This is a genomic window from Leucobacter sp. USHLN154 (assembly GCF_037145595.1).
GTDB lineage: Bacteria > Actinomycetota > Actinomycetes > Actinomycetales > Microbacteriaceae > Leucobacter > Leucobacter alluvii.
Genome location: NZ_JBBCXF010000002.1, coordinates 1 through 22451, shown reverse-complemented (window position 1 = coordinate 22451; position 22451 = coordinate 1). Strand labels below are relative to the sequence as shown.

The 22451-nt window shown below is 68.5% G+C and carries 21 protein-coding genes and 1 pseudogene; 16 read left to right on the top strand and 6 right to left on the bottom strand.

All coding sequences use genetic code 11. The features are described 5' to 3' along the window. Nucleotides 1–108: 108 nt before the first annotated feature. A complete protein-coding gene (locus WFH23_RS04245) occupies nucleotides 109–927 on the top strand; it encodes a DUF5819 family protein (protein WP_336661681.1) in 819 nt (272 codons plus the stop codon). Continuing rightward, nucleotides 924–2087 (top strand): HTTM domain-containing protein, encoded by a 1164-nt coding sequence (locus WFH23_RS04240; RefSeq protein WP_336661680.1) that lies wholly within the window; start codon nucleotides 924–926, stop codon nucleotides 2085–2087. Before WFH23_RS04245 ends, WFH23_RS04240 begins: the two co-directional genes overlap by 4 nt. 42 nt (nucleotides 2088–2129) lie before the next feature. On the opposite strand, the gene WFH23_RS04235 is transcribed toward WFH23_RS04240, so the two are convergent. After that, nucleotides 2130–3908, bottom strand: coding sequence for a bifunctional 3'-5' exonuclease/DNA polymerase (locus WFH23_RS04235; RefSeq protein ID WP_336661679.1), 1779 nt, complete (start codon nucleotides 3906–3908; stop codon nucleotides 2130–2132). A gap of 118 nt (nucleotides 3909–4026) precedes the next feature. Between WFH23_RS04235 and radA the strand changes: the two genes are divergently transcribed. Both radA and WFH23_RS04225 read left to right on the top strand, forming a co-directional pair. After that, entirely contained in the window at nucleotides 4027–5349 is a 1323-nt protein-coding gene (radA, locus tag WFH23_RS04230; protein ID WP_090151533.1) for a DNA repair protein RadA, read from the top strand. A gap of 30 nt (nucleotides 5350–5379) precedes the next feature. Then, the gene (locus tag WFH23_RS04225; protein WP_090151540.1) at nucleotides 5380–6924 is read left to right on the top strand and encodes a malate:quinone oxidoreductase; all 1545 of its coding nucleotides are present in this window, start codon (nucleotides 5380–5382) and stop codon (nucleotides 6922–6924) included. 69 nt (nucleotides 6925–6993) lie between these two features. Here WFH23_RS04225 and WFH23_RS04220 read toward each other — a convergent pair whose 3' ends face one another. The 3 genes from WFH23_RS04220 to WFH23_RS04210 all read right to left on the bottom strand — a co-directional run bounded on the left by WFH23_RS04220 (nucleotide 6994) and on the right by WFH23_RS04210 (nucleotide 8459). After that, nucleotides 6994–7758: an HAD-IIB family hydrolase gene (locus WFH23_RS04220; protein WP_336661678.1), complete on the bottom strand. Its 765-nt coding sequence runs from the start codon at nucleotides 7756–7758 to the stop codon at nucleotides 6994–6996. A 64-nt stretch (nucleotides 7759–7822) separates the two neighbouring features. Then, a complete protein-coding gene (locus WFH23_RS04215) occupies nucleotides 7823–8245 on the bottom strand; it encodes a DUF6941 family protein (RefSeq protein WP_090151524.1) in 423 nt (140 codons plus the stop codon). Nucleotides 8246–8321: 76 nt separating this feature from the next. After that, complete coding sequence (locus tag WFH23_RS04210; protein ID WP_176698382.1) at nucleotides 8322–8459, bottom strand: hypothetical protein; 138 nt, start codon at nucleotides 8457–8459, stop codon at nucleotides 8322–8324. A gap of 135 nt (nucleotides 8460–8594) precedes the next feature. Here WFH23_RS04210 and argF point away from each other — a divergent pair, with 135 nt between their 5' ends. From argF to WFH23_RS04185, 5 genes are all read left to right on the top strand, one after another. Next, the gene (argF, locus tag WFH23_RS04205; protein ID WP_090151518.1) at nucleotides 8595–9518 is read left to right on the top strand and encodes an ornithine carbamoyltransferase; all 924 of its coding nucleotides are present in this window, start codon (nucleotides 8595–8597) and stop codon (nucleotides 9516–9518) included. Nucleotides 9519–9535: 17 nt separating this feature from the next. Continuing rightward, complete coding sequence (argH, locus tag WFH23_RS04200) at nucleotides 9536–10984, top strand: argininosuccinate lyase (RefSeq protein WP_336661677.1); 1449 nt, start codon at nucleotides 9536–9538, stop codon at nucleotides 10982–10984. 7 nt (nucleotides 10985–10991) lie between these two features. Then, nucleotides 10992–11441, top strand: a complete 450-nt coding sequence (locus WFH23_RS04195; RefSeq protein ID WP_336661676.1) for a hypothetical protein — start codon at nucleotides 10992–10994, stop codon at nucleotides 11439–11441. Between the two features lie 195 nt (nucleotides 11442–11636). Then, on the top strand, nucleotides 11637–12953 hold the full coding sequence (tyrS, locus tag WFH23_RS04190) for a tyrosine--tRNA ligase (protein WP_336661675.1): 1317 nt from the start codon (nucleotides 11637–11639) through the stop codon (nucleotides 12951–12953). Nucleotides 12954–12960: 7 nt separating this feature from the next. Beyond that, nucleotides 12961–13794 carry a nitrilase-related carbon-nitrogen hydrolase gene (locus WFH23_RS04185; RefSeq protein ID WP_336661674.1) on the top strand — a complete coding sequence of 278 codons (834 nt, stop codon included), beginning with the start codon at nucleotides 12961–12963 and terminating at the stop codon, nucleotides 13792–13794. Nucleotides 13795–14089: 295 nt separating this feature from the next. On the opposite strand, the pseudogene WFH23_RS04180 reads toward WFH23_RS04185, so the two are convergent. After that, nucleotides 14090–14692 (bottom strand): annotated as a pseudogene (locus WFH23_RS04180) (AsnC family transcriptional regulator); the annotation flags it as partial. Between the two features lie 212 nt (nucleotides 14693–14904). Between WFH23_RS04180 and WFH23_RS04175 the strand changes: the two are divergent. From WFH23_RS04175 to WFH23_RS04165, 3 genes are read left to right on the top strand one after another with little or no spacing between them, the layout of a single operon-like run. Continuing rightward, nucleotides 14905–15075 carry a hypothetical protein gene (locus WFH23_RS04175; RefSeq protein WP_176698380.1) on the top strand — a complete coding sequence of 57 codons (171 nt, stop codon included), beginning with the start codon at nucleotides 14905–14907 and terminating at the stop codon, nucleotides 15073–15075. Next, entirely contained in the window at nucleotides 15072–16580 is a 1509-nt protein-coding gene (locus WFH23_RS04170) for a cytosine permease (RefSeq protein ID WP_090151501.1), read from the top strand. The genes WFH23_RS04175 and WFH23_RS04170 overlap by 4 nt, the downstream gene beginning before the upstream one ends. Before the next feature lie 2 nt (nucleotides 16581–16582). After that, on the top strand, nucleotides 16583–17701 hold the full coding sequence (locus WFH23_RS04165; RefSeq protein WP_336661673.1) for a zinc-binding dehydrogenase: 1119 nt from the start codon (nucleotides 16583–16585) through the stop codon (nucleotides 17699–17701). A gap of 264 nt (nucleotides 17702–17965) precedes the next feature. On the opposite strand, the gene WFH23_RS04160 is transcribed toward WFH23_RS04165, so the two are convergent. Continuing rightward, the gene (locus WFH23_RS04160; RefSeq protein ID WP_336661672.1) at nucleotides 17966–18547 is read right to left on the bottom strand and encodes a helix-turn-helix domain-containing protein; all 582 of its coding nucleotides are present in this window, start codon (nucleotides 18545–18547) and stop codon (nucleotides 17966–17968) included. Between the two features lie 114 nt (nucleotides 18548–18661). Between WFH23_RS04160 and speB the strand changes: the two genes are divergently transcribed. From speB to WFH23_RS04140, 4 genes are all read left to right on the top strand, one after another. Next, entirely contained in the window at nucleotides 18662–19609 is a 948-nt protein-coding gene (gene speB, locus WFH23_RS04155; RefSeq protein WP_336661671.1) for an agmatinase, read from the top strand. A gap of 88 nt (nucleotides 19610–19697) precedes the next feature. Beyond that, entirely contained in the window at nucleotides 19698–20156 is a 459-nt protein-coding gene (locus WFH23_RS04150) for a nuclear transport factor 2 family protein (RefSeq protein WP_336661670.1), read from the top strand. Nucleotides 20157–20158: 2 nt separating this feature from the next. Then, a complete protein-coding gene (locus WFH23_RS04145; protein WP_336661669.1) occupies nucleotides 20159–21583 on the top strand; it encodes a purine-cytosine permease family protein in 1425 nt (474 codons plus the stop codon). Nucleotide 21584: 1 nt separating this feature from the next. Further along, nucleotides 21585–22235 (top strand): cyclase family protein, encoded by a 651-nt coding sequence (locus WFH23_RS04140; RefSeq protein WP_336661668.1) that lies wholly within the window; start codon nucleotides 21585–21587, stop codon nucleotides 22233–22235. Nucleotides 22236–22451: the final 216 nt, after the last annotated feature.

Here is a 22451-nt window from a genome sequence, read left to right as displayed (position 1 = left end):
GCACGCCTTCGTCATTGACACGCGCGACCCGCGGGTGCCGCGGCGGTTCTCTCAGTGATAGGTTCGCCAAGACTGCCCGCACTCCCTTCCGGCAAGACAGGAGCAGGTGTGATCCCTGAATCGACGCAACCGAGCGCGCGACCCGCAGTGAAGCTGTGGGTCCGGCTCGTGGCCTGGGCGGCAGTGCTGCTCGCCGCCTGTCACATCCTCGCATCATTCTTATGGATCGCGCCGTACTCGGCGAACGCTCGAGAGGTGATCCCGGGGAATGCGCTGAGCTCGTACATGCTGCCCATGTTCGGTCAATCCTGGAGCGTCTTCGCGCCCGAACCGGTGAACGGCGACTATCACTTCAACGTACGCGCCACGGTGGAGAACGACTCGGGAGAGCGCACCGAGACGGGCTGGGTCAGCGCGACAGACGTGGAGCTCTCGATGATCCGCTACAACCTCACTCCGCCGCGGGCGGGCATTCAGTCGACGGAAGTCGCGTCGAGCTTCAAGAAGTCGTTCGACGCGCTCACTGAAGTGCAGCGCACCACCGCCGCGGGCGACTTCATGACCGCGGAATGGGAGGTCGGATTGCGTGCTGCGCTCGAGAACGGAGCGAAGAACTCCGGGCTCGATCCTGCAGCGATCGAGAAGAATGCTGGAGCAGTCGATCAGTTCATGGCCGACGAGCGTCGCTCGACCGCCTACGCGACGCAGGTGGCGAAAGCCGTCTGGGGCGACGAGGTCGTGTCGGTGCAGTACCGCGTGAGTCGCCAGAACATCATCCCGTTCGCCGAACGCCACAACCCCGAGGCGAAGCGCCCCGAACCCTCGGTCGTGCTGCCCGGATGGCGACCGCTGGTCGTGGAAGAGGGACAGAACGAGGGCAACTTCGCCGACGTGTTCCGGCCGCAGTTCGAGAGGATCTCAGAATGACCGACCAGCGCCCCGCTCCCGCCGGCCGGTTCGGCGCATTCCTCGGCAGCCTGATCGCTGCGGTCTGGTCGACCGTCGCACTCACCGTCGGTCGCGCCTTCGACTTCGTCGAGCACTGGTTGTTCACGGGCAAGAAGTCGCTCTACGGGCTCGCCGTCACGCGCATCGTCTTCGGATGCACCGCGCTCGGCCTGCTCGCCGCGAACTTCGGCACGCGCCTCTACACATTCGGCTCCGGATCGGCATGGAACGGAGAACTCGCGCAGCCGGTCAGCGATTTCCCGAAGGTCTGGATCTTCAGCGCGTTCCACGCCGTCGCCGGCAGCGACGTCGCGTTCACGCTCCTGTACCTCTTCCTCGGGGCGCTCGCCGTGCTCTTCCTGCTCGGCTGGCGATTCCGGATCGTGCTGCCCCTGTTCTTCGTACTGTGGATCAGCTTCATCGAGATGAACGACATGGTGGGCGATCAGGGCGACAACATGTTCCGCATCGCGCTCATCCTCATGTTCTTCGCGGATCCCGCGGCCCGGTGGTCGCTCGACGCCCGACGGCGCGCGAAGCAGGAGTGGTTCCCCGCTGGATCTTCGGGAAATCAGATCGGCACGGTGCTCCACAATCTCTCACTCGTCGCGCTCACCGCCCAGGTCACGTTCGTGTACGCGTCAGGCGGGCTGTACAAGGCCCAGGGCGCGCCGTGGGCCGAGGGGTACGCGGTCTACAACCCGCTGCAGACCATGCGGTTCGGCACGTGGCCGATTCTGAGCGACATCGTGACGGCGTGGGGGCCGGCCGTCGCGATCGGCACCTGGGGATCGATTCTGCTGCAGGTCGCATTCCTGTTGATGCTGCTGTCGCGGCCGACGCGCTTGTTCGCCCTCTTCGGGATCCTGAGCTTCCACATCGCGATCGGGGTGCTGATGGGCCTGCCGTGGTTCTCGCTCACGATGATCGCGATCGATTCGATCTTCATCCGCGATCGAAGCTGGAAGCACCTCAGCGATGCGGTGTCGCGGCGCTGGAGACAGCACATGCGCGGTGATGCGGGGTCGTCGACTCGGGAAGCCGGGCGGTCGGCCGCTTCCGATCGAGCTGAGCCCGCGGAGAGCTCCGAGCTGCCCCCGCAGAAGCGGGCCAGCCGGAAGGTGGCCGCGCCGGGATAGGTCGGTGCGGTGGCGACGGCGCGTCTGCAAGCGGGAGCGGTGCTACTCCTTCGCGGCTCGCTCGGCGATGCGCAGATCAAGCGGAAACTCGACGGCGCTATCGCCGAACAGCAGCAGACCGGCTGCACGCGCCGATTCGCGCACGGCCGCTGCGACGGCGTCGGCGTGGGCGACGGGCGCGTGCACGATCACCTCGTCGTGCAGGAAGAACGCGAGGTGGGGGCGTCGACTGAAGATCGGCCCCGAAGCCCGAGCGGCCTGAGACACCTCAACGGGTGCGAAGGCGGCAAGCCTCTGTCGAAGATCGGCGATCCAGCACAGCGCCCACTCAGCGGCTGTTCCCTGGACGACGAAGTTGCGGGTGAACCGACCGCGATCCCGTGCGGCGCGGCGGGCAGCGGCCTCGTCCCGCCCGGTCGCATCCGGCATGCTCGCGCTCGACTGCACGTGCTCCCACTCCTGGCCGGGCGGCTGGGTGCTGCGGCCGAGCCACGTCGACACCCGCCCTCCGCGCGCGCCCTCCGCAGCAGCCTCGTCGACCAGATCCATCGCGGCCGGGTAGGCGCGGCGCAGTCGCGGAACCAGGCGTCCGCTCTCTCCGGTCGTCGCCCCGTACATGGCGCCGAGCATCGCGAGTTTCGCCTCCTGCCGCGTCGCTACGGCGCCGCTCTCGACGATTCCGGCGTAGAGATCCTTCCCCGCGCCGGCCTCGGTCATGGCGCGATCTCCTGCCATGGCGGCGAGTACCCGAGGCTCCAGCTGAGCGACGTCTGCGGAGACGAGGGTCCACCCCGGGTCGGCGCGGAGCGCCGGACGCAACTGGCGCGGGATCTGCAGGGCGCCGCCCCCGCTCGACGCCCAGCGGCCGGTCACCACGCCTCCGGGAACGTAGACGGGCCGGTATCGGCCATCACGCACCCACTCGTCGAGCCAGGCCCATCCGTTGGCGGTCAACAGTCGCGCGAGCTTCTTGTAGTGGAGCAGCGGTGCGATCGCAGGGTGCTCGTGCTGCGCGAGCTCCCACTGGGAGGTTGAGTCGACCTCGATTCCCGCCGCCCGGAGCACCCGCAGCAGTCGTGGGGGCGAGTCGAGCGGGGCGTCAGGGCTCCCGAGTTCGCGTCGCACGATCGCTCCCACCTCGAGCATGCGCGCCGGTTTCGCATCGGGAGCGGGCCGGGGGCCGAGCGCCTCGGAGAGGACTCGGTCGTGCTCGTCGACGTCCCAGGGGACACCGGCCGCCGACAGCTCTGCGGCGATGAGGGCCCCCGCCGATTCTGCGGCGAGGAGCAGGCCGAGCCGCCCGGGCTCGCGCGCGCTGGCGAGTGCCGACCGCTGTCGGTCGAGTTCGTCGAGCGCCTCCGCCAGGCCGTCGGGCACCCCGCGGGATCGCCGTGGTTCGGCGACCACGTCGAACAGGGTCGGTGGCGCATCGGCCGGCGGCGCGACCGGGGCGGTCTCGGCCTCGGGCGGCGCGTTCCACTCGGGCGCGCCCCGCAGCTGCGCCGGCTCTCCCACGGAGCCTGCGTGACGCAGAATCTGATGGCAGAGTCGGAGATCGTGGCATCGTTCGACGCGCACTCCGGCAGCGAGGAGCGGCGCGTACTGGCGAGCCGTGTCATGCCAGACCCAGCGCAACGACGCCGCCCGTTCGCGCTGCTCGACGAAGTCGGCGAGCCGATCCAACGCGATCGAGACCGCGGCCGAACGGGCGCCATCGGGCGCGAGCTCGACCGCGCCCCAGCCACCGCGCGCGTCGCGACCGATGACGCACCAGCGGGCGGCTGTGCCATCGGCGGAGGATGCAGTGGCGAGTTCGGGCACGTTCTCACCGTAGTGCCGACCGCCGACAGTCGCCCCGGATGCTCTCGGGGCCGGCCCAGCGACTCGGCGCGGGAGCTCCCGCCGCCGCGATGTCCGTGGCCGCCAGTAGGCTCGCAGCATGGCGAAATCAAGCGGCGGATACACCTGCACCGAGTGCGGGTGGCAGACCTCGAAGTGGGTCGGGCGGTGCGGTGAATGCCAGCAGTGGGGCACCGTTGCCGAACAAGCTCGCGCCGGAGCATCGCTCGCGCGCACCACGCGTGCGGCCGCGCCCGCGGCCGGCCGGGAAGCGCGTCCCATCACCGAGCTGCAGGGCGATGCCGTGCGGCACCGGCAGACGGGAATCGGCGAACTCGACCGTGTGCTCGGCGGCGGGGTCGTGCCGGGAGCGGCGATTCTCTTCTCGGGGGAGCCGGGGGTCGGCAAGTCGACGTTGCTGCTCGATGCCGCGGCGCGCGCCGCATCGACTGGAGCGCGCGTGCTCTACGCGAGCGGGGAGGAATCGACGGGGCAGATCCGCATGCGCGCCGAGCGCACCGGGGCGATGCACGACACGCTGTACCTCGCGAGCGAGACGGATCTCGCGACCGTGCTCGGCCACATCGAGACCGTGGATCCCGCGCTCGTCATCGTCGACTCCGTGCAGACGATGGCGAGCGATCAGGTCGACGGCGGGGCCGGCGGCCCGGCTCAGGTGCGCGAGGTCGCGGCCGCGCTCATCAGAACGGCGAAAGAACGCGGAACACCGGTGATCCTCGTCGGGCACGTGACCAAGGACGGGTCGGTGGCCGGCCCGCGCCTGCTCGAGCACCTCGTCGACGTGGTGTGCCATTTCGAGGGCGACCGGCACACGTCATTGCGGTTTCTGCGCACGCTGAAGAACCGCTACGGTCCGACCGACGAGGTCGGCTGCTTCGAGATGACGGATCGCGGCATCTCCGAGGTGCCAGACCCGAGCGGCTTGTTCCTGAGCCGCCCGGGGGCTCCGGTGAGCGGCACGTGCGCGACCGTCGCGATGGAGGGTCGACGCGCGCTGCCGGTCGAGGTGCAGGCGCTCGTCGCCAAGAGCGCGACCCCCAACCCCCGCCGAGTGACGAGCGGCGTCGATCAGTCGCGCGTCGCCATGATCCTCGCGGTGCTCGAGCGGAGATTCGGTGCGCGTCTGCACGACCAGGACGTCTACGTATCGACGGTCGGCGGGGTGAAGCTCGCCGAGCCCGCAGCCGATCTCGCGATCGCGCTCGCGGTGCTCTCTGCGATCGCCGACCACCCGCTCCCGCATGATCTGGCGGCTTTCGGCGAGATCAGCCTCGCCGGCGAGGTGCGGCCCGTCGCGAGCGGAGCACAGCGCTCGTCGGAGGCCGCCCGGCTGGGGTACGTGCGGGTCGTCGACGCGTCAGTGGAAACCCTGGATCGCGCGAGGCGCAAAGCTGGGTTCTAGGGTCATCAGAGGGAGCTAGACTTGCACATCGTGAGCAACAACACCGTAGACGTCGTCCTCATCGGTGGCGGCGTAATGAGCGCCACGCTGGGTACGCTGATCAAGCAGGTCCAGCCCGATTGGTCTATCGAGATCTTCGAGTCCCGCACCGAGGTCGCGACCGAGAGCAGCAACGCGTGGAACAACGCGGGCACCGGTCACGCCGCCCTCTGCGAGCTCAACTACATGCCGGAGGGCAAGGACGGGAGCCTGTCGGCGGCGAAGGCCATCGACATCAACGAGCAGTTCCAGCTCTCCCGTCAGTTCTGGTCGTCACTCGTGGAGCGCGGGATCCTCGGAGAACCCTCCTCGTTCATCAATGCGACCCCGCACATGACGTTCGTGCGCGGGGCCGAGAACGTCGACTACCTCCGACGCCGCTGGGAGCTGCTGCGCACCGAGCCGCTCTTCTCCGACATGGAGTTCAGCGAGGACCCGGAGCAGATCGCGGAGTGGACGCCCCTGCTGGTCGACCGCCGTTCGAAGGACGAGGTCTTCGCTGCGACGCGTTCTGAGAGCGGAACCGATGTCGACTTCGGCGCTGTAACCCGGCAGCTCATCTCGCACCTCGTCTCAGAGGGGGCCGGGCTGAGCCTCGGGGCAGAAGTGCGCAAGCTCCGCCGGCTCGACGACGGCACCTGGGACGTGTACGTGCGCAACCGCTCCGGCTATACCACGACGATCGTGAACGCGAAGTTCGTCTTCGTCGGAGCCGGCGGCGGAGCGCTCTCGCTGCTGCAGTCCTCCGGCATCCCCGAGATCAAGGGCTTCGGCGGCTTCCCGATCAGCGGCAAGTTCCTGAAGACCAGCAATCCCGAGATCGTGCGCGCGCATCAGGCCAAGGTCTACGGGAAAGCCGCGGTCGGCGCACCGCCCATGTCGGTTCCGCACCTCGACACGCGCGTCGTGGACGGCGAGGAGAGCCTGCTCTTCGGGCCGTACGCCGGGTTCAGCCCGAACTTCCTCAAGAAGGGCTCGTGGTGGGATCTCCCCGGATCCATCCGGCCGCACAATCTCGGACCGATGCTCAAGGTCGGACTCACCGAATTCGCTCTCGAGAAGTACCTGCTCGGCGAGCTCCTCGCGAGCCGTGAGAAGCAGATGGAGACGCTTCGGGAGTACATGCCGACCGCGCGCACCGAGGACTGGGAGATGATCGAGGCCGGTCAGCGCGTCCAGGTCATGAAGAACGACCCCGAGAAGGGTGGCATCCTGCAATTCGGCACGGAGGTGATCACCGGCGGCGACGGAACGATCTCCGGCCTGCTCGGCGCATCTCCCGGCGCATCGACGGCGGTCTATGCGATGCTCGGCGTGCTGCGCAAGTGCTTCCCCGAGCAGTTCACGAGCACCTGGGAGTCCGTGTTCACCGAGCAGATCCCGGCGCTTAAGACGGGCGGCCTGAACCACGACCCCGAGCTCGCTGCGGCATCGCTCGCTCACACCTCTCAGGTCCTGGGCCTCGTACCGGCGCCCGCAGAGCACGTGACCGAGCAGGAAGCGGCCTCGACCGAGCAGGCGGCAGTGCGGTCCTGACCGTCCCGTCAGCGGTGCAGGGCGTCGCCCTGCGCTGCTCGGCGTCGCCCAGCTCGGCGTCGCCCAGCGCTACTCGGCGATGAGAGCTTCGACGAACTCCGCCGTCTCGGCCCAGCCCGTGACGGCGTGGCATGAGACGCCGAGTGCGAGCACCGGGTAGTCGTTGCCGTCCTCGTCGAGCCGATCGCCGACGAACAGCATGTCGCTGAGCGGGACCCCCGTGTATTCGACGAGCTTCTGCATGCCGTAAGCCTTATCGATCCCGCGACGCGTGATGTCGACCGAGGTGGAGCCACCGCTGCGCACCTCGAGGCCGGGCAGGCGGACCGCGACTGCGGCGCGGAGGGCGCTCTTCTTCGCCCCCGTCGGGTCCCAGGCGTGCTTGACCTCCACCGGGGCGCGCTGGCCGAGAGCGGAGAAGGTGATTTGGGATCCGCGATCCTCCAAGACGTCCCCCCACGATTCCCGCTCCCAGAGGCCCAGACGCTCAGCCTCCTCGCGGAGCGCGGTCAACGCGTCATTGCGCTCTTCCTCAGTGAGCTCCTCCTGATACACCGTCGCCCACTGACCGCGCTCGCGCCGCTCATACCTCGTGCCGCAGGTCGGAAGCAGGTGCAGCCGCCCGAGCATCTCCTCCGTCACGCTCGCCACCCCGTCGAGTTGCGTCACCAGCTGAGACTCGAACTGCTGGAAGTTGCCCCCCGAGATCACCGCGACGCTCGTGCGTTCGAGCAGCCGGGCGAACACCGCGAGCATGCGGGGGTCGAGCGGGGACTTCGAGGGTGCAAGGGTGTCGTCGAGATCGAAGGCGATGATGCGCGGGAGTTGAGTCACGTGAAGATTCTTCCACGTCGCGCCGCACCGACGGCTCGCCGGGAGCTCACGGCTCGGGAGACGGCTATTCGTCGTCCAGCGACGGCAACGATGTCGCGTTCGCGTAGAAGCGCACGTCCACGCGTTCGAGCCCGGTGCCCTCGAACACGATGCGGTAGCTGCCAGGCGACGGCACCCGCGCCTCGTTCAGCGGGAAGACCATCGGGATGTACCCGAAACTGTCATTGCCGCCCCCGAGGCTGAACGTGCCCTCCACATTGAAGAGTTCAGCACCGCCGACAGCGGGCTCGCATCGGGCGCGGAAAGAGCGATCCGGATCCCCGCGACGCGCCTCGTTCTCGTCGTACTCGACGACCACGACGAGGGTCGCCCCGAGCATCGCCGGGTACTCCTCGCGGTTGATCGTGTTGATGAAGCCGGAGAGAACGCCGAGGGTTCCCTCACGAACGTTCGCCGCATCCGCGAGAAAGGCCGCTGCGACACGCATATGCGTCTCCTCTTCTACCTCGCGCTCACCGCGCGAAGTTGCTCAGCGCGGACCGCCCAGCGCGATCGGCGCGATGCTAGTGCTGCCCGGAGAAATCGATCGGCGACTCTCCGGTCACCGCGGAGACGACGACGAGCGCCAGTGTCGCCGCAGCCGTACCGACGAACACGACGCAGTAGAACAGTGCGACGGCGTCGAAGATCTTGTTGAACATCGTGGGCCTCTCTGGGTGGCAGCAGGTCGGATTCAGCCTACCGTGGACGGAGACGCGAGGAGACCCCCGCCCGGAGCGAATCGGCGTCGAGCGGCTCGTCTCGCGCAGCGCCGGTGCGCGTCTAGACTGAACCGGGTGACCCGACATTTTCTCCGAGACGACGATCTGAGCCCCGCCGAGCAGCGCGAAGTCCTCGAACTCGCCGCGCGACTCAAGCGAGAGCCGTTCTCGGAGCGTCCGCTGGAGGGACCGCGGTCCGTGTCCGTCTTCTTCGACAAGACGTCCACGCGCACCCGCTTCAGCTTCGCGGCGGGCATCGCCGAGCTCGGCGGATCGCCCATCATCGTGAACCCGGGTGAGGCGCAGCTCGGCGTGAAGGAATCGATCGGCGACACCGCGAAGGTGCTCTCGCGTATGGTGTCGCTCATCGTGTGGCGCACGTTCGACCACCGCGGACTGGAGGAGATGGCGGCCGACGCGAGCGTGCCGGTCATCAACTCGCTCTCCGACGACTTCCACCCGTGCCAGATCCTCGCCGATCTGCAGACCATTCAGGAGCGGAAGGGCGACCTCGCCGGTCTCACCGCGACGTACCTCGGGGATGCCGCGAACAATATGGGGCACTCCTATCTGCTCGGATTCGCGACCGCGGGCATGCATATCCGGATCGCGGGGCCGGAGGGCCACCATCCGCGTCCCGACATCGTCGCCGACGCCGAACGGATCGCCGCTCAGACAGGCGGAAGCGTTGAGATCTTCACCGACCCGGCGCGTGCCGTCTCGGGCGCTGACGCCGTGATCACCGACACGTGGGTGTCGATGGGCCAAGAAGCCGAGAAGGCCGAGCGCATCGAGACCTTCGGCCCGTATCGCGTCACCCCCGAACTCATGTCGGATGCCGCGAGCGATGCGATCTTCTTGCACTGCCTTCCCGCCTACCGGGAGTACGAGGTCGCGCCCGAAGTGATCGACGGAGGGCAGAGCGTGGTCTGGGATGAAGCGGAGAATCGCCTACACGCCCAGAAGGCACTCATGACCTGGTTGCTGGCGCAGGCGTAAGACGGAGAGAAGCAGAGATGACGAACGAACACGAGCAGTCCGCCCCGACCGAGACCGCCGGCAATCGCGCCGGTGAGAGCGGCGCCCTCTGGGGCGGGCGCTTCGCGAGCGGCCCCGCGCCGGCGCTCGCAGCCCTGTCGAAGTCGACGCAGTTCGACTGGATCCTCGCCCCCTACGACATCCGCGGTTCGAAGGCGCACGCGACTGCGCTCGCCGCAGCCGGGTATTTGAGCGAAGACGAGCTCGCCGAGATGCGAGCCGCGCTCGACGAGCTCGCAGCTCGCGTCGCGGACGGCCGCGCCGTTCCCGCCGCGGATGACGAAGACGTGCACTCCGCGCTCGAGCGACTGCTCATCGAGATCACGGGCGTGCAGCTCGGAGGCAAGCTCCGCGCCGGACGCAGCCGCAACGACCAGATCGCGACCCTGGTGCGTCTGTACCTCCTCGATCATGCCGCTGTGATCCGCGGCATGCTGCTCGACCTGCTCGACGCCATCGCAGACCAGGCGGCGGCGCACCCCGACGCGATCCTGCCCGGCCGCACCCATCTGCAGCACGCTCAGCCAGTGCTGCTGGCCCACCAGCTCGCGGCGCACGCCTGGCCGATCGTCCGCAATCTGGAGCGTCTCCGCGACTGGGCGTCCCGCGCCAGCGCCTCGCCCTACGGCGGCGGCGCCCTCGCCGGCTCCTCGCTCGGCCTCGACCCCCGGCTCGTCGCGACCGAACTCGGCCTCGGCGATCCGCTCGAGAACTCGATCGACGGCACCGCTGCTCGCGACGTGGTCGCCGAGTTCGCGTTCATCACCGCGCAGATCGGCATCGACCTCTCCAGGCTCTCCGAAGAGATCATCCTCTGGAACACCAAGGAGTTCGGCTTCGTTCGCCTGCACGACGGCTATTCGACCGGCTCCAGCATCATGCCGCAGAAGAAGAACCCCGACATCGCCGAGCTGGCTCGCGGAAAGTCCGGGCGTCTGATCGGAAACCTGACCGGCCTCCTCGCGACGCTGAAGGGGCTGCCGCTCGCGTACAACCGCGATCTGCAGGAGGACAAGGAACCGGTCTTCGACTCGATCGGCCAGCTCGAGGTACTGCTCCCCGCGTTCACCGGCATGGTGGCGACGCTCACGTTCGACACGAAGCGGATGGCCGAGCTCGCCCCGCAGGGGTTCTCGTTGGCCACCGACGTCGCCGAGTGGCTCGTGAAGCAAGGCGTGATCTTCCGCGACGCGCACGAGATCTCCGGTGAACTCGTGCGTCACTGCGAGGAGCGGGGCATCGAGCTCCACGAACCGAGCGATGCCGAACTCGCGTCGATCTCGGCGCACCTCACTCCGGTAGTGCGCGAAGTGCTCACCATCGAGGGGTCTGTGAACTCGCGCGTGGGGGCCGGCGGCACCGCTCGCATTCGCGTCGACGAGCAGCTCGCCCGGCTCGCCGAGCGGATCGCTGAGTTCCGGGCCTGAGTCTCCGATGAGTGCGAGAGCGCCGCGCAACCCGTTAGCGGTCGTCGGTCTCTCGGTCGCATTCTTCGGCGTGCTCGCGGTCGTGATGGCCGCCGTGGCGATCTCGAGCGACGATCCATCGGGGTGGGGGTTCGCCGCGGTGAGCGCGGGCTTCGCGATCATGGGCGGCGCGGTCTTCACAATGGGTCCCGCCGATGCGCGAGGCAAGCGCTCCCCGGGCCCGGCGGGTTGGGTGCTGCTCCTCGTCGGGGCCGCCGTCATGTCGCTGGGGCCCGTGGCGCTGCACGCCGCCGGCACCGGCTGGGGCGAAGCGCTCGGCAGCGGCCGCAGGTCGGGATCCCTGTGGGTTCTGGCGATCCTGATCTGGGGCGGTGCGCTCGCGATTGTCGCAGCTGCTGTGCGCAGCGCAGTCCGCGCTGTGCACAGCAGGCGCGGTCGAGGCCGCCGTCACGAGTGACTCCCGCGCGCTCTCCCCGGGAGGAACAACGGCTCCGGTGAGGCGAATGAGCATGTTCAGCCCTCACGGACGTCGGAACTCTCACGGACGCGCGCTCCACGAAGACCGGGACGCGCGCTCCACGAAGGTCAGGTCGCGCGCTCCGCGAAGGCCAGGTCGCGCGCTCCATGAGCGTCAGGCGGTACGATGACAGGCGTGTCTGAACTGAACGATCGCAACGAGATCCTGGCCGCCCAGCGCAACGACGACAGCTTCGCCACCCTGTGGGAAGAGCTGGAGTGGCGCGGGCTGATCCATGTGTCGACCGACGCGGAAGCGCTGTCGACGCTGCTCGAGGGCGAACCGTTCGCGTATTACTGCGGATTCGACCCGACGGCATCCAGCCTGCACCTCGGGCATCTCGTGCAGCTGCTGCTCATGCGCCGCCTGCAGCTGCGCGGGCACCGGCCGTTGGGTCTGGTCGGCGGGTCGACGGGGCTCATCGGCGATCCGCGCCCCACTGCGGAGCGGGTGCTCAATTCGCGTGAGACCGTCGCCGAGTGGGTCGACTCGCTCGGCCAGCAGGTCTCCCGATACCTGAGCTTCGAAGGCGAGAACGCCGCCAGGCTCGTCAACAACCTCGACTGGACTGCGCCGCTCTCGGCGATCGATTTCCTCCGCGAGATCGGCAAGCACTTCCGTGTCGGCACGATGATCAAGAAGGACATCGTCGCGAAGCGGCTGAACTCCGACGAGGGCATCAGCTACACCGAGTTCAGCTACCAGATCCTGCAGGGCCTCGACTTCCTCGAACTGTACCGGCAGTACGACTGCAAGCTGCAGTCGGGCGGCAGCGATCAGTGGGGCAATCTGACGAGCGGCACGGAACTCATCCGCAAGGTCGAGGGCGCCTCGGCGCACGCCATCGGAACGCCGCTGATCACCAACGCCGACGGCACGAAGTTCGGCAAGAGCGAGGGCAACGCGATCTGGTTGAACCCGGAGATGTGCTCGCCCTACACCTTCTACCAGTTCTGGTTGAACCAGGCCGACGCCGACGTCGTCGATCGTCTCAAGGTCTTCACTTTCCTGTCGCGCGACGAGATCGAAGACTACGCGCGCCAGGTCGAAACCGAGCCCTTCAAGCGCGCCGCCCAGAAGCGTCTCGCGCTCGAAGTGACGACGCTCGTGCACGGGGCTGCGGCGGTGCAGGGTGCGATCGACGCATCCGAGGCGCTGTTCGGCCGCGGAGACCTCTCCGCGCTCGATGAGTCATCGTTGCGCGGCGCCGTCTCCGAGCTGTCCCAGGCGACCGGATCGATCGGCACGCCGGTCGCACAACTCCTCGTCGACACGGAACTCGTGAAGAGCCTCGGCGAGGCTCGACGCGCGATCTCGCAGGGCGGAGTGTACGTGAACAACGCTGCGGTGGAGTCCGAGGATCGCGTGCTCGAGAGCGACGATCTGCTGCACGGCGCGATCGCGGTCCTGCGCCGAGGCAAGAAGACGCTCGCCGGCGTCGTGGTGAAGTAGGGTTCCGATGCGCATCGCTCTGCTGCAGGCGTCCGCGACGCCCCTCGACCCCGAGGCCAACCTCGCCGCCATTCGCACGGCCGCGACCGACGCTAAGAGGGCCGGTGCCGAGCTGCTGCTCACACCTGAGCTCTTCGTGACGGGGTACGCGCCTGCCGAGCTCGCCGAATGGCTGAGCGCTGAACGCGTCGACGGCATCCCGAGCGCACTCGCTTCCATCGCGCGCGAGACCGGGGTCGCGATCGCCGCCGGGTTCCCGCTCGCACGCGAGGACGGCACGTTCGCCATCGCCGCGGGCCTCTGGGACGCCGCCGGCGACGACGTGCTGCGCTACGAGAAGGTGCACCTGTGGGGCGCCGACGAACGATTGGCCTTTACCCCGGCTGCCGATCCTCCCCGCATCGCCGACTGGAACGGGCGGCGCGTCGCCTTCCAGATCTGCTACGACATCGAGTTCCCCGAGCCCGCCCGTTTCGCGGCGGCGAACGGTGCTGATCTGCTCTTGGTGCCAACGGCGATCGACGGCGACTCGGCGTACGTGCCCGAACTGCTCGTGCGCGCTCGCGCCGCCGAGAACCGCATCGTCGTCGCCTACGCCGATCACGCCGGAGGGATCTTCGCGGGCCTGAGCGTGGTCGCCGGATTCGAGGGCGCGGTGCTCGGAGCGTCCGGCGCCGATCCCGAACTGCTCATCGTTGATGTGCCGGATCCCGAGGCCTCCGACCCGGAGCGGCCGTCGGTGGGTGCTGGCGCGCTGTATCTGCAGGATCGTCGGCCAGAGGTGTACGCGGGCTGGCGCTCAGCCGATCGCCCTCGCCGTACTGCTCCTTCACGATCCTGAGGTTCGCCCACGTTTCGATGCGCTCGACCTCGGGGAGTGTGCGCAACCGGTCGGCCTGATCGAGGAGCTCCTCGTAGCTGTCGGCGGAGAGCGTCACGATGAGGTCGTAGTCTCCGATGGTGGTCGCGATGAACTCGGGGTCGAGGGAACGCACACTCGAGAGTGCGGCCGAGATCCTGCCCCGGATCTTCACACCGACCCCGATGGACGGGGTCTCCACGCGATCGGCGGCCCCGGCTCCATCGGGCGACGCGAGCGCGCCGCGCACCGGTATGCCGACGACCTTCACCGCTCCGTCGCGCGTCAGGCGCTCGAAGCGGAGACGCGCACCGCTGGGGGAGATGCCCGCCGCCTCTCCGAGCTCGCGGAACGAAGCGCGACCGTTGCGCTGCAGGTGGCTCACGAGCGCACGGTCGGCCTCGTCGACGACGAACGACGTCCGTCCGGTGCGGAGCGGGGAGTACCGGTTGACCTCGATGCTCTCGTACAGATGCGTGCGCACCTCCTGCACCCCGGGCAGCTCCCGAACCCGGTCGACGGTGGAGCGCAGGTGCGGGTCCGCGCCGACGCGCACTTCGACGTCGATCGAGTAGTGGCCGCTGATGTCGGCGACGAAGGTCGACTCTGGCATCGCCGCGAGGGCCGATCTGACCGGAGCGATGGGCCCGGAAACGGAGAGCTGCAGGTAGGCGAAGCGCTCGAGCCCCAGCAGATCGGGGCTGATCGACACGGTCAACCGTAGCTCGCCGCGCGTGATCGCGCTCTGCACGATCTGGGTCACCTGCCGGCGACTCACACCGAGCTCAGCTGCGATCCGCGAATAGCTCGCGCGTCCGTTCTCTCGCAGACCGCGGAGCACGCGCCGGCGCAGTTCAGCAGATTCGACCGGATGCTCCATCGCTGACTCCCTAGCCGCCTCGATCGGGCTGCGCAGATGCGCAGCCCAGAAGCGCCATTCTACGGCTCTCGCGCACATTCTGTCCGTTCTCCGGCCGTTTGCGCATCCGTGCGACCGGACGACGAACGAAATGCCCCGAAGTCACCTAGGCTGGCTCCGTTCTCCGCGTGAGCGGAAGCGGGATCACACGGATACACAAGGAGGTCTGTCCCATGAACACGGATACTCGGCTCGCTGAAGAGCTCGAGCGTCGACTGACGCACATCGAAACGGTCGAGGCGGACGACCCGGTGCACGCCAGGCTCGGCGGCGGCAGCCTCGCGCTCTTCCTGAGCGTCGTCGGCGTCATCGCACTCGCCTCGTGGATCGCAGGTGTGCTGTGAGCGGCGCCGCAGACGAGCGTCCCAGCGCAACAGCCTCCGAGCTCACCGAGACGCAGGCGCTGCGCGTCGAAGCGGCCGTCGCCGAGGAGGCGACCTTCGGATCGCTACCGCTGACGAAGAGCGAACGCACCTGGCGCGCCACCGACTTCAGCTGGGTGACGCTCAGCCTGGCCATCGCTACGTGGGCGTTTCTCACGGGCGGTTCGACGGTCCTGCTCGTCGGATTCGGCGACGGCATCGCGGCGATGCTCCTCGGCAATACGCTCGGACTCGCCATCATGGTGCTCGGCAGCGTGCTGCTCAGCCAGCGTCTCGGCGTGGAGCAGTATCGCGCACTGAAGTCGGTCTTCGGCGCCGTCGGCGTCGCCATCGTCGTGTTCACGGTCGTGCTCGTCACCGAGATGGGGTGGAGTTCGCTGCTCGGCATCATGTTCGGCCGCGCGTTCACCGAGATCTCGAACCAGGCGTTCGGCACGGAGTTCAACGTCGAAGGTCCCGTCGTCACGATCTTCGCGCTCGCGGCCATCCTGGGCGGCTGGTTCTTGCTCTCACGCGGCCCGGTCGCCATCAGCAAGCTCAACCGCTTCGTCGCACCCGGCCTCCTCATCATCGTGGCCCTCATGATGGTGCTCCTCATGTCGCAGCACTCCTGGGCCGACCTGTTCGCGGCCGAGCCGTTGGCCCCGTTCGAGGACGAAACCCTGAACTTCGCGATGGCCGTTGAATTCAATCTCGGCGCGGGACTGTCGTGGTGGCCCGTGATGGGCACGCTCGCCCGACTGACCCGCGGCCCGAAGGCGGCGCTGTGGCCCGCGTACGGAGGGATCTTCATCGGGACAGTAGTCGCTCAGCTGGTCGGCATGGCCGCAGCGCTCATGCTCGGGGCCGCAGACCCGACCGCCTGGATGGTGCCGCTCGGCGGCCCCGTGCTCGGCATCCTCACGCTGCTGTTCGTCGGGTTCGCGAACGTCACCAGCATGGCGTCGATCGCGTATTCGACCGTCCTCGCGATCAAGCAGTCGAGCGGACGGGCGCTCTCCCGACTCCGATGGCCGGCGCTGTGCGCCGTCTTCCTGTTCTTCCCGGCGGTGCTCGCACTGTTCCCGAGCTTCATGTACGGGCAGTTCATGACGTTCGTCGTGATATCGGGAGCGTTCATCGCCGCGATCTGCGGGGTGATCATCGCCGACTACCTGATCCTCCGCCGTCAGAACGTTCCCGTGCGGGCGCTCTACGCGACCGGGGTCGAAGATCCGCTGCGCTTCACCGGCGGTGTGAACCTCGCCGCGATGATCGCAGTCGCGACCGCTTCGATCTTCTACCTCTGGGTGTACAACCCCATCACCCTCGAGACGCTGCCGATCTTCCGATACGCGACGGCGACCGTGCCGACCATCGGCATCGCGATCGCGGTCTACCTCCTCCTCAACTGGCTGCTCTACGTGCGCCGCGGCCGCGGCGCGTACGGCCAGACCGATCCGTTCGCGGCCGCCGGAAGGAAGTAACGATGACTGAGCCGAAGCAGGTGCGCGCCGCCGTCTACCGCGGCACCGAGGGTGACCGGCTGTCGGTCGAGACGATGACCCTGGCGGGCCCCGAGCACGGCGAGGTGCGCGTCACGGTGCGCGCGGCCGGCGTCTGCGGATCCGATCGGCACGTGCTCGACGGTGAATGGCAGGTGCCGCTGCCGGCAGTCATGGGGCACGAGGCCGCCGGAGTCGTGGAAGCGGTGGGCGCCGGAGTGCGCGGGCTCGAGATCGGAGACCACGTGGTCATCGCGTGGCACCAGGCCTGCCAGCGGTGCGGGGAATGCGCGGGGGGCAAGCCCTGGGCGTGCACGCGGGCCAAATCGAACGACTCGCTGCTGCCCGACGGCACGACCCGGTGGAGCGACGGAGCCGACGGCGCCGCGGCCTACCCGTACCTGGCGACCGGTGCCATGGCCGAGGCGATCGTCGTGCCGGAGTTCGCGGCGATCAAGATCGACGAGCGCGTGCCGTTCGACGTGGCCAGCCTGATCGGATGCTCGGTCGGCACCGGCTACGGCGCTGTGGCCAACAACGCCCGCGTCATCGCGGGTGAGTCCGCGGTGGTCGTGGGCGCCGGCGGCGTGGGGCTGTCCATCATCTCGGCGCTGCGTCTCGCGGGAGCCAATCCGATCGTGGCGGTCGACGTGTCGGAGGCCAAGCTCGCCGAGGCCACGCGAGCCGGGGCGACACGCACCGTGCTGAGCGGCGACGATCTCGTAGAGCAGGTGCGCGAAGCCACGGGTGGCGGGTCCGACGTGGCCTTCGAGGCGATCGGCCGCGTGCAGACGATGCAGCAGCTGCCGGAACTGATCCGGCCCGGCGGCCGCGCCGTATTCGTCGGCCTGCCGCCGGAAGGGCAGAGCGTCGAGATCGACGGTCTGCTGCTCGCGTATGAGGGGAAGACGATCATCGGCTCGAACTACGGCGGGCTCGTTCCCGCGCGCGACTTCCCGCGCGTGGCCGGAGCCTACCTCTCCGGTGCGCTGCCGCTCGACGACCTCATCAGCGCGCGCGTCGGACTCGACGAGGTCAACGAAGCCTTCGACGCCATGCGGCGCGGGGAGCGCACGCGCAGCGTGATCCTCTTCGGGGAGTAGCCGGGCCGGGCGACTCGCCGCCGCGACTGCTCGCTTCGCCCCTGCTCGCTGCGACTGCTCGACTGCTCGAAAGCGCGATTCGGCACCGTTCCCCACTTGGGAAGGTGCCGAATCGCGCTTTCGGCGCGGGGGCGCGGGCCGCGGGGGCGCGGGCCGCGGGGGCGCGGGGACGCGGGCCGCGGGAGCGGGGGCCGCGGTGCAGTCGCCGTGGATCCGTCGCCCAGGATCCGCCGCCGAGGGTCCGCCGGATCCCGCCCGAACGGATCAGGCGGAGCCGCTCCAGGCGGCCGGCACGAGTACCCATACGGCTTCGGCGCCAGCGGATCCGGCGCTCCAGGTGTGCGGCGCGCGACCGGGAAAGGTCAGCGTATCCCCGGCCTGCAGCGCGACCTGGCGATCGGTGAACGTGATCTCGAGGTCGCCCGAGATGACGTGCAGCGACTCGAGGCTGCAGTTGACGGTGTAGAGCTGGTCGCCCCCGCTCGCCTCGGGCGCGAGGGTGGATCGCAGCACCTGGACGCGGTCCTCCGAGCGCGGCGTGACGAGGCGCTCGTCGGCACCGGTGCCGCCCATGTTGATGGCGGGTGCGGTGTCGAGCGGAATGAGCTGCAGCTCGGGCTCTTCGAAGAGGTTGCCGATCGGCATCGAGAGCGCTTGGCAGAGCTGCACGAGGGTTGGCACACTCGGCATGGTGTCGTCGCGCTCGACGCGGCTGATGAACCCCTTGGTGAGGCCGGTGGCCCGCGCGAGCTGTTCGAGGGTGAGGCCCTGGGCGAGACGGGACGATCGGAGCTTGGCGCCGATGCGAATCGCCTCGACCGCTGCGGTCGGGTGGATCGGTCGCATGCGGTGCCGCCTTCCCGTTGACCTCTCTGCGAACTCCAGCCTATAGTGAATGCGAGTTCACCCATAGAACTCACTTGTTTACTTATACGCAACTTTGGAAGGACGAGTCGCATCGTGACCTCTCACACGCCTCAAGGCCCCGTCGACGCGAGCCAGACCCCCCGGTACGCAGGCATCGCCACGTTCGCGAAGCTGCCCCGCATCGAAGACGTTCCGTCCGCCGACATCGCCGTCGTGGGCGTGCCCTTCGACTCGGGCGTGAGCTTCCGCCCGGGCGCGCGTTTCGGCCCGTCGCACGTGCGCGAAGCGTCGCGCCTGCTCCGCCCGTACAACCCTGCGCAAGACGTCTCGCCGTTCAACGTCAAGCAGGTGGTCGACGCCGGTGACATCGTGGCGAACCCGTTCAGCCTCGATGAGGCCGTGCGTCAGGTCGAAGAGGCGGCGACCGAGCTCGGCGAGCGCGTGGACAAGATCGTCACCGTCGGCGGCGACCACACCATCGCATTGCCCCTGCTGCGCGCGATCAACAAGAAGCACGGCCCCGTCGCCGTGCTGCACTTCGATGCGCATCTCGACACCTGGGATACCTATTTCGGAGCTCCCACCACGCACGGCACCCCCTTCCGCCGGGCGTCCGAGGAGGGTCTCATCGACCTCACCGCCTCGATGCACGGCGGCACCCGCGGGCCGCTCTACGGCAAGAGCGACCTCGAAGACGACGTGAAGCTCGGCTTCCAGATCGTCACCAGCGAGTTCGTCGAAGAGCACGGCATTCCCGCGACGCTCGAGAAGATTCGCGAGCGCGTCGGCGACAAGCCGCTCTACATCTCCATCGACATCGACGTGCTGGATCCGGCTCACGCCCCGGGCACCGGCACGCCCGAGGCCGGCGGACTCACCAGCCGCGAGATGCTCCGTCTCATCCGCGGGCTCGCCGACCTCCACATCGTCGGCGCCGACGTCGTCGAGGTCGCCCCGGCGTACGACCACGCGCAGATCACCGCGGTGGCCGCGAGCCACGTCGTCTACGAACTCGTGAGCGCCATGGCAGCGCGCGGCTGATCCTGCATCCGCTCCCCAGCAGGCGGGGCCCGTCGCCGTGACGCGCCCCGCCTGCTCCACCCAGTCAGACACGCCAATGGAGGCACCCATGCACACCCCGGACCAGGCAGCGGTCATCGCCGCGGCCGACGCCATCATCGAGGCGTTCGCCGCGACCGATACTGAGGCGTACTTCGCCGGCTTCGCGGCCGACGCGAGCTTCATCTTCCATCCCGAGGCCGCGCGGCTCGACTCGCGTGCCGAGTACGAAGCGCTCTGGGGCGGCTGGGTCGCCTCCGGGTGGCGCGTCACCTCGTGCACCTCCACCGACCGGCTGGTGCAGACGTTCCCCGGCGGTGCCGTGTTCAGCCACACCGTCGCGACCAGCATCGACTCCGATGAGGGCCCCGATTCGTACGTCGAGCGCGAGAGCATCATCTTCCGCGCCGACGGCGCTCAGCCCGACGGGCTCATCGCGATCCACGAACATCTCTCCACGGTGCCGTCTGTTATCGCAGCGGGAACGCCCGAGTCCGCTGCAGCCGCCGCGATCGATACGGCGCTCTGATCATGACCAGTCCCGAGACCATGGCCGTCACCCTCGACGGCCAGCATGAGTCCGCCGGCCCGGTGCGCGGCACCCAGTCCTTGCTGCACATCGGCATGATCTGGCTGGCCGCGAACCTCGTGGTCACCACCCTCCTGACCGGCACGCTCTTCACGCCATCCGTGTCGTTCGGCACCGCGAGCGCCATGATCGTGGTCGGCACGCTCATCGGCGTCGTCGTGCTCGTACTCATCGGCAACATGGGGACCCGCACCGGGCTTCCAACGATGGCCCTGACACGCGGATCCTTCGGCATTCGCGGGAGCATCCTCCCCGCGGTCGCGAACCTCATCATCCTGATGGGCTGGAGCTGGGTGCAGGCGATGCTCGCCGGTGTGACGGTGAACTACCTCGTGCACGAGGCGACCGGCTTCTCAAACCCGATGCTCTTCTCCGCCCTCTGCCAGGCGATCGTCGTCGTGCTGGCGATCTTCGGGCATACGGGCATTTCGCGTGTCGAGCCCTGGCTCGCCCTCGCGATCCTCATCGTGATGGGCTTCGTATTCACGGCAGCTTTCAGCGCTTTCAGCCCGGACGAATTCGCGGCGCTGCCCGTGGACGCGTCTCTCGGCGGCACTCCGTTCATCACGCTCGACATGGTCATCGCGACGGCGATCTCCTGGACCGTGCTCTCGGCCGACATGAATCGGCATGCGAAGAGCAGCACTGCGGGCATCGTCGGCTCGGGGATCGGATACACGCTGTCGACGACCATCGCCATGTTCCTGGGGCTCGTCGCCTTCAGCACCGTGCTCCTGCGCGGCGACGAAGCGACGCCGTTCGACCCGTCGGTGATCGTCGCGGAATTCGGTTGGCCGCTCGGCATCGCCATCTTCCTCTCCGTCATGGCCACCAACACGATGGTGGTCTTCGGAATGGTGACCTCGGTGGTGAACGCGCAGTCCAGATGGCACCTCCGCTTCCTCCCGACGGCCATCGTGCTCGGCATCATCTCGATCGTCGGCTCGACATTCCTCGGCCTGCTGAACCAGTTCACCGACTTCCTCTTCATCATCAGCGCCTTCTTCGTGCCGGTATTCGCGATCATGATCGCGGACTACTACCTGTTGAAGCGGCGGGGCTACTCCCGCCAGATCCTGCATGAGCGCCCCGAGAGCCGCTACTGGTACCGCGGCGGCGTCAATTGGATCGCTGTGATCGTGTGGGTGATCGGAGCCGTGCTCTCCTACGTGCTGGCGTACGTCGCCCCGAGCCCCATCGGCGCGAACATTCCCGCGTTCGTCATCAGCTTCGGCCTCTATCTCGGTCTGATGCTCGGGATCGGCCGTCGCGCCGGCCTCGGCCTCATCGATCCGCGCGATTCCCAGCCGACCGGGCACCTGCTCGACGGCGCCGACGAGACCGCAGCGCTCCGGCTTGGAGACTGACATGGCCGTCGTCGACCTGAGCCACCCGGTCAGCACCGGAATGCCCGTGTACCCCGGTGACCCCGAGGTGAGGATCGCCCCGGCGCTCACGGTCGGCGCTGACGGGGTGGCGGTGGCGCGACTCGACATGGGGTCGCACACCGGCACGCATCTCGATGCACCGGCGCACTCCGTCGTGGGCGGCCGCACTGTCGACGAGATCCCGCTCGAACTGGTGACGGGCCCCGCGCGGGTGCTGCGTGTGGGCCCGTCGCCGGCAGCCGCGGGGGAGTCGATCACGGCGGATCGCCTCGCCGATCCGGTTCCGGATCACCTGCCGCCGATCGTGTGCATCGCCACCGGGTGGGACGTGCACTTCGGGGGAGAGGCAGCGGGCGCCCACCCGTCGGTGTCGCTGGATCTCGCGCGGACGCTCTGGGCGCGCGGCGCGCGCGTGCTCGGCGTCGACTGCTTCAGCCCCGATCCGACTGACGCAGCTTCGCTCGAGGCCGGTATGCCGGTGCACGAGTTCTGGCTGGGGAATGACGGCGTCATCGTCGAGAACCTCACGCGTCTGACGTCGCTGCCCGAGGTCGTCGAGATGTCGCTCATCCCGCTGCGAATCGCCGCGGGCGACGGTTCTCCCATCCGCGCCCTCGCCTTCGTGGAGTGAGAACGCGCGAGCCGGGCGACCGGCCGGCCGCGACGCGCCCGGAAAACGGGCATTCCGACGGGTTTGGCGAGCTTTTGCCCCATTCCAGCCCGGTGTCGGTTGGGGTGTCGGTGGGGTGTCGTGTGGGTGAATTGGCGGATTCATGCGGGGACACGCCCGGGATGCTGCGTGGTGTTGCTGGTCGGGGGTCGGGGGCCGTAATGTATTCCCTTGTCA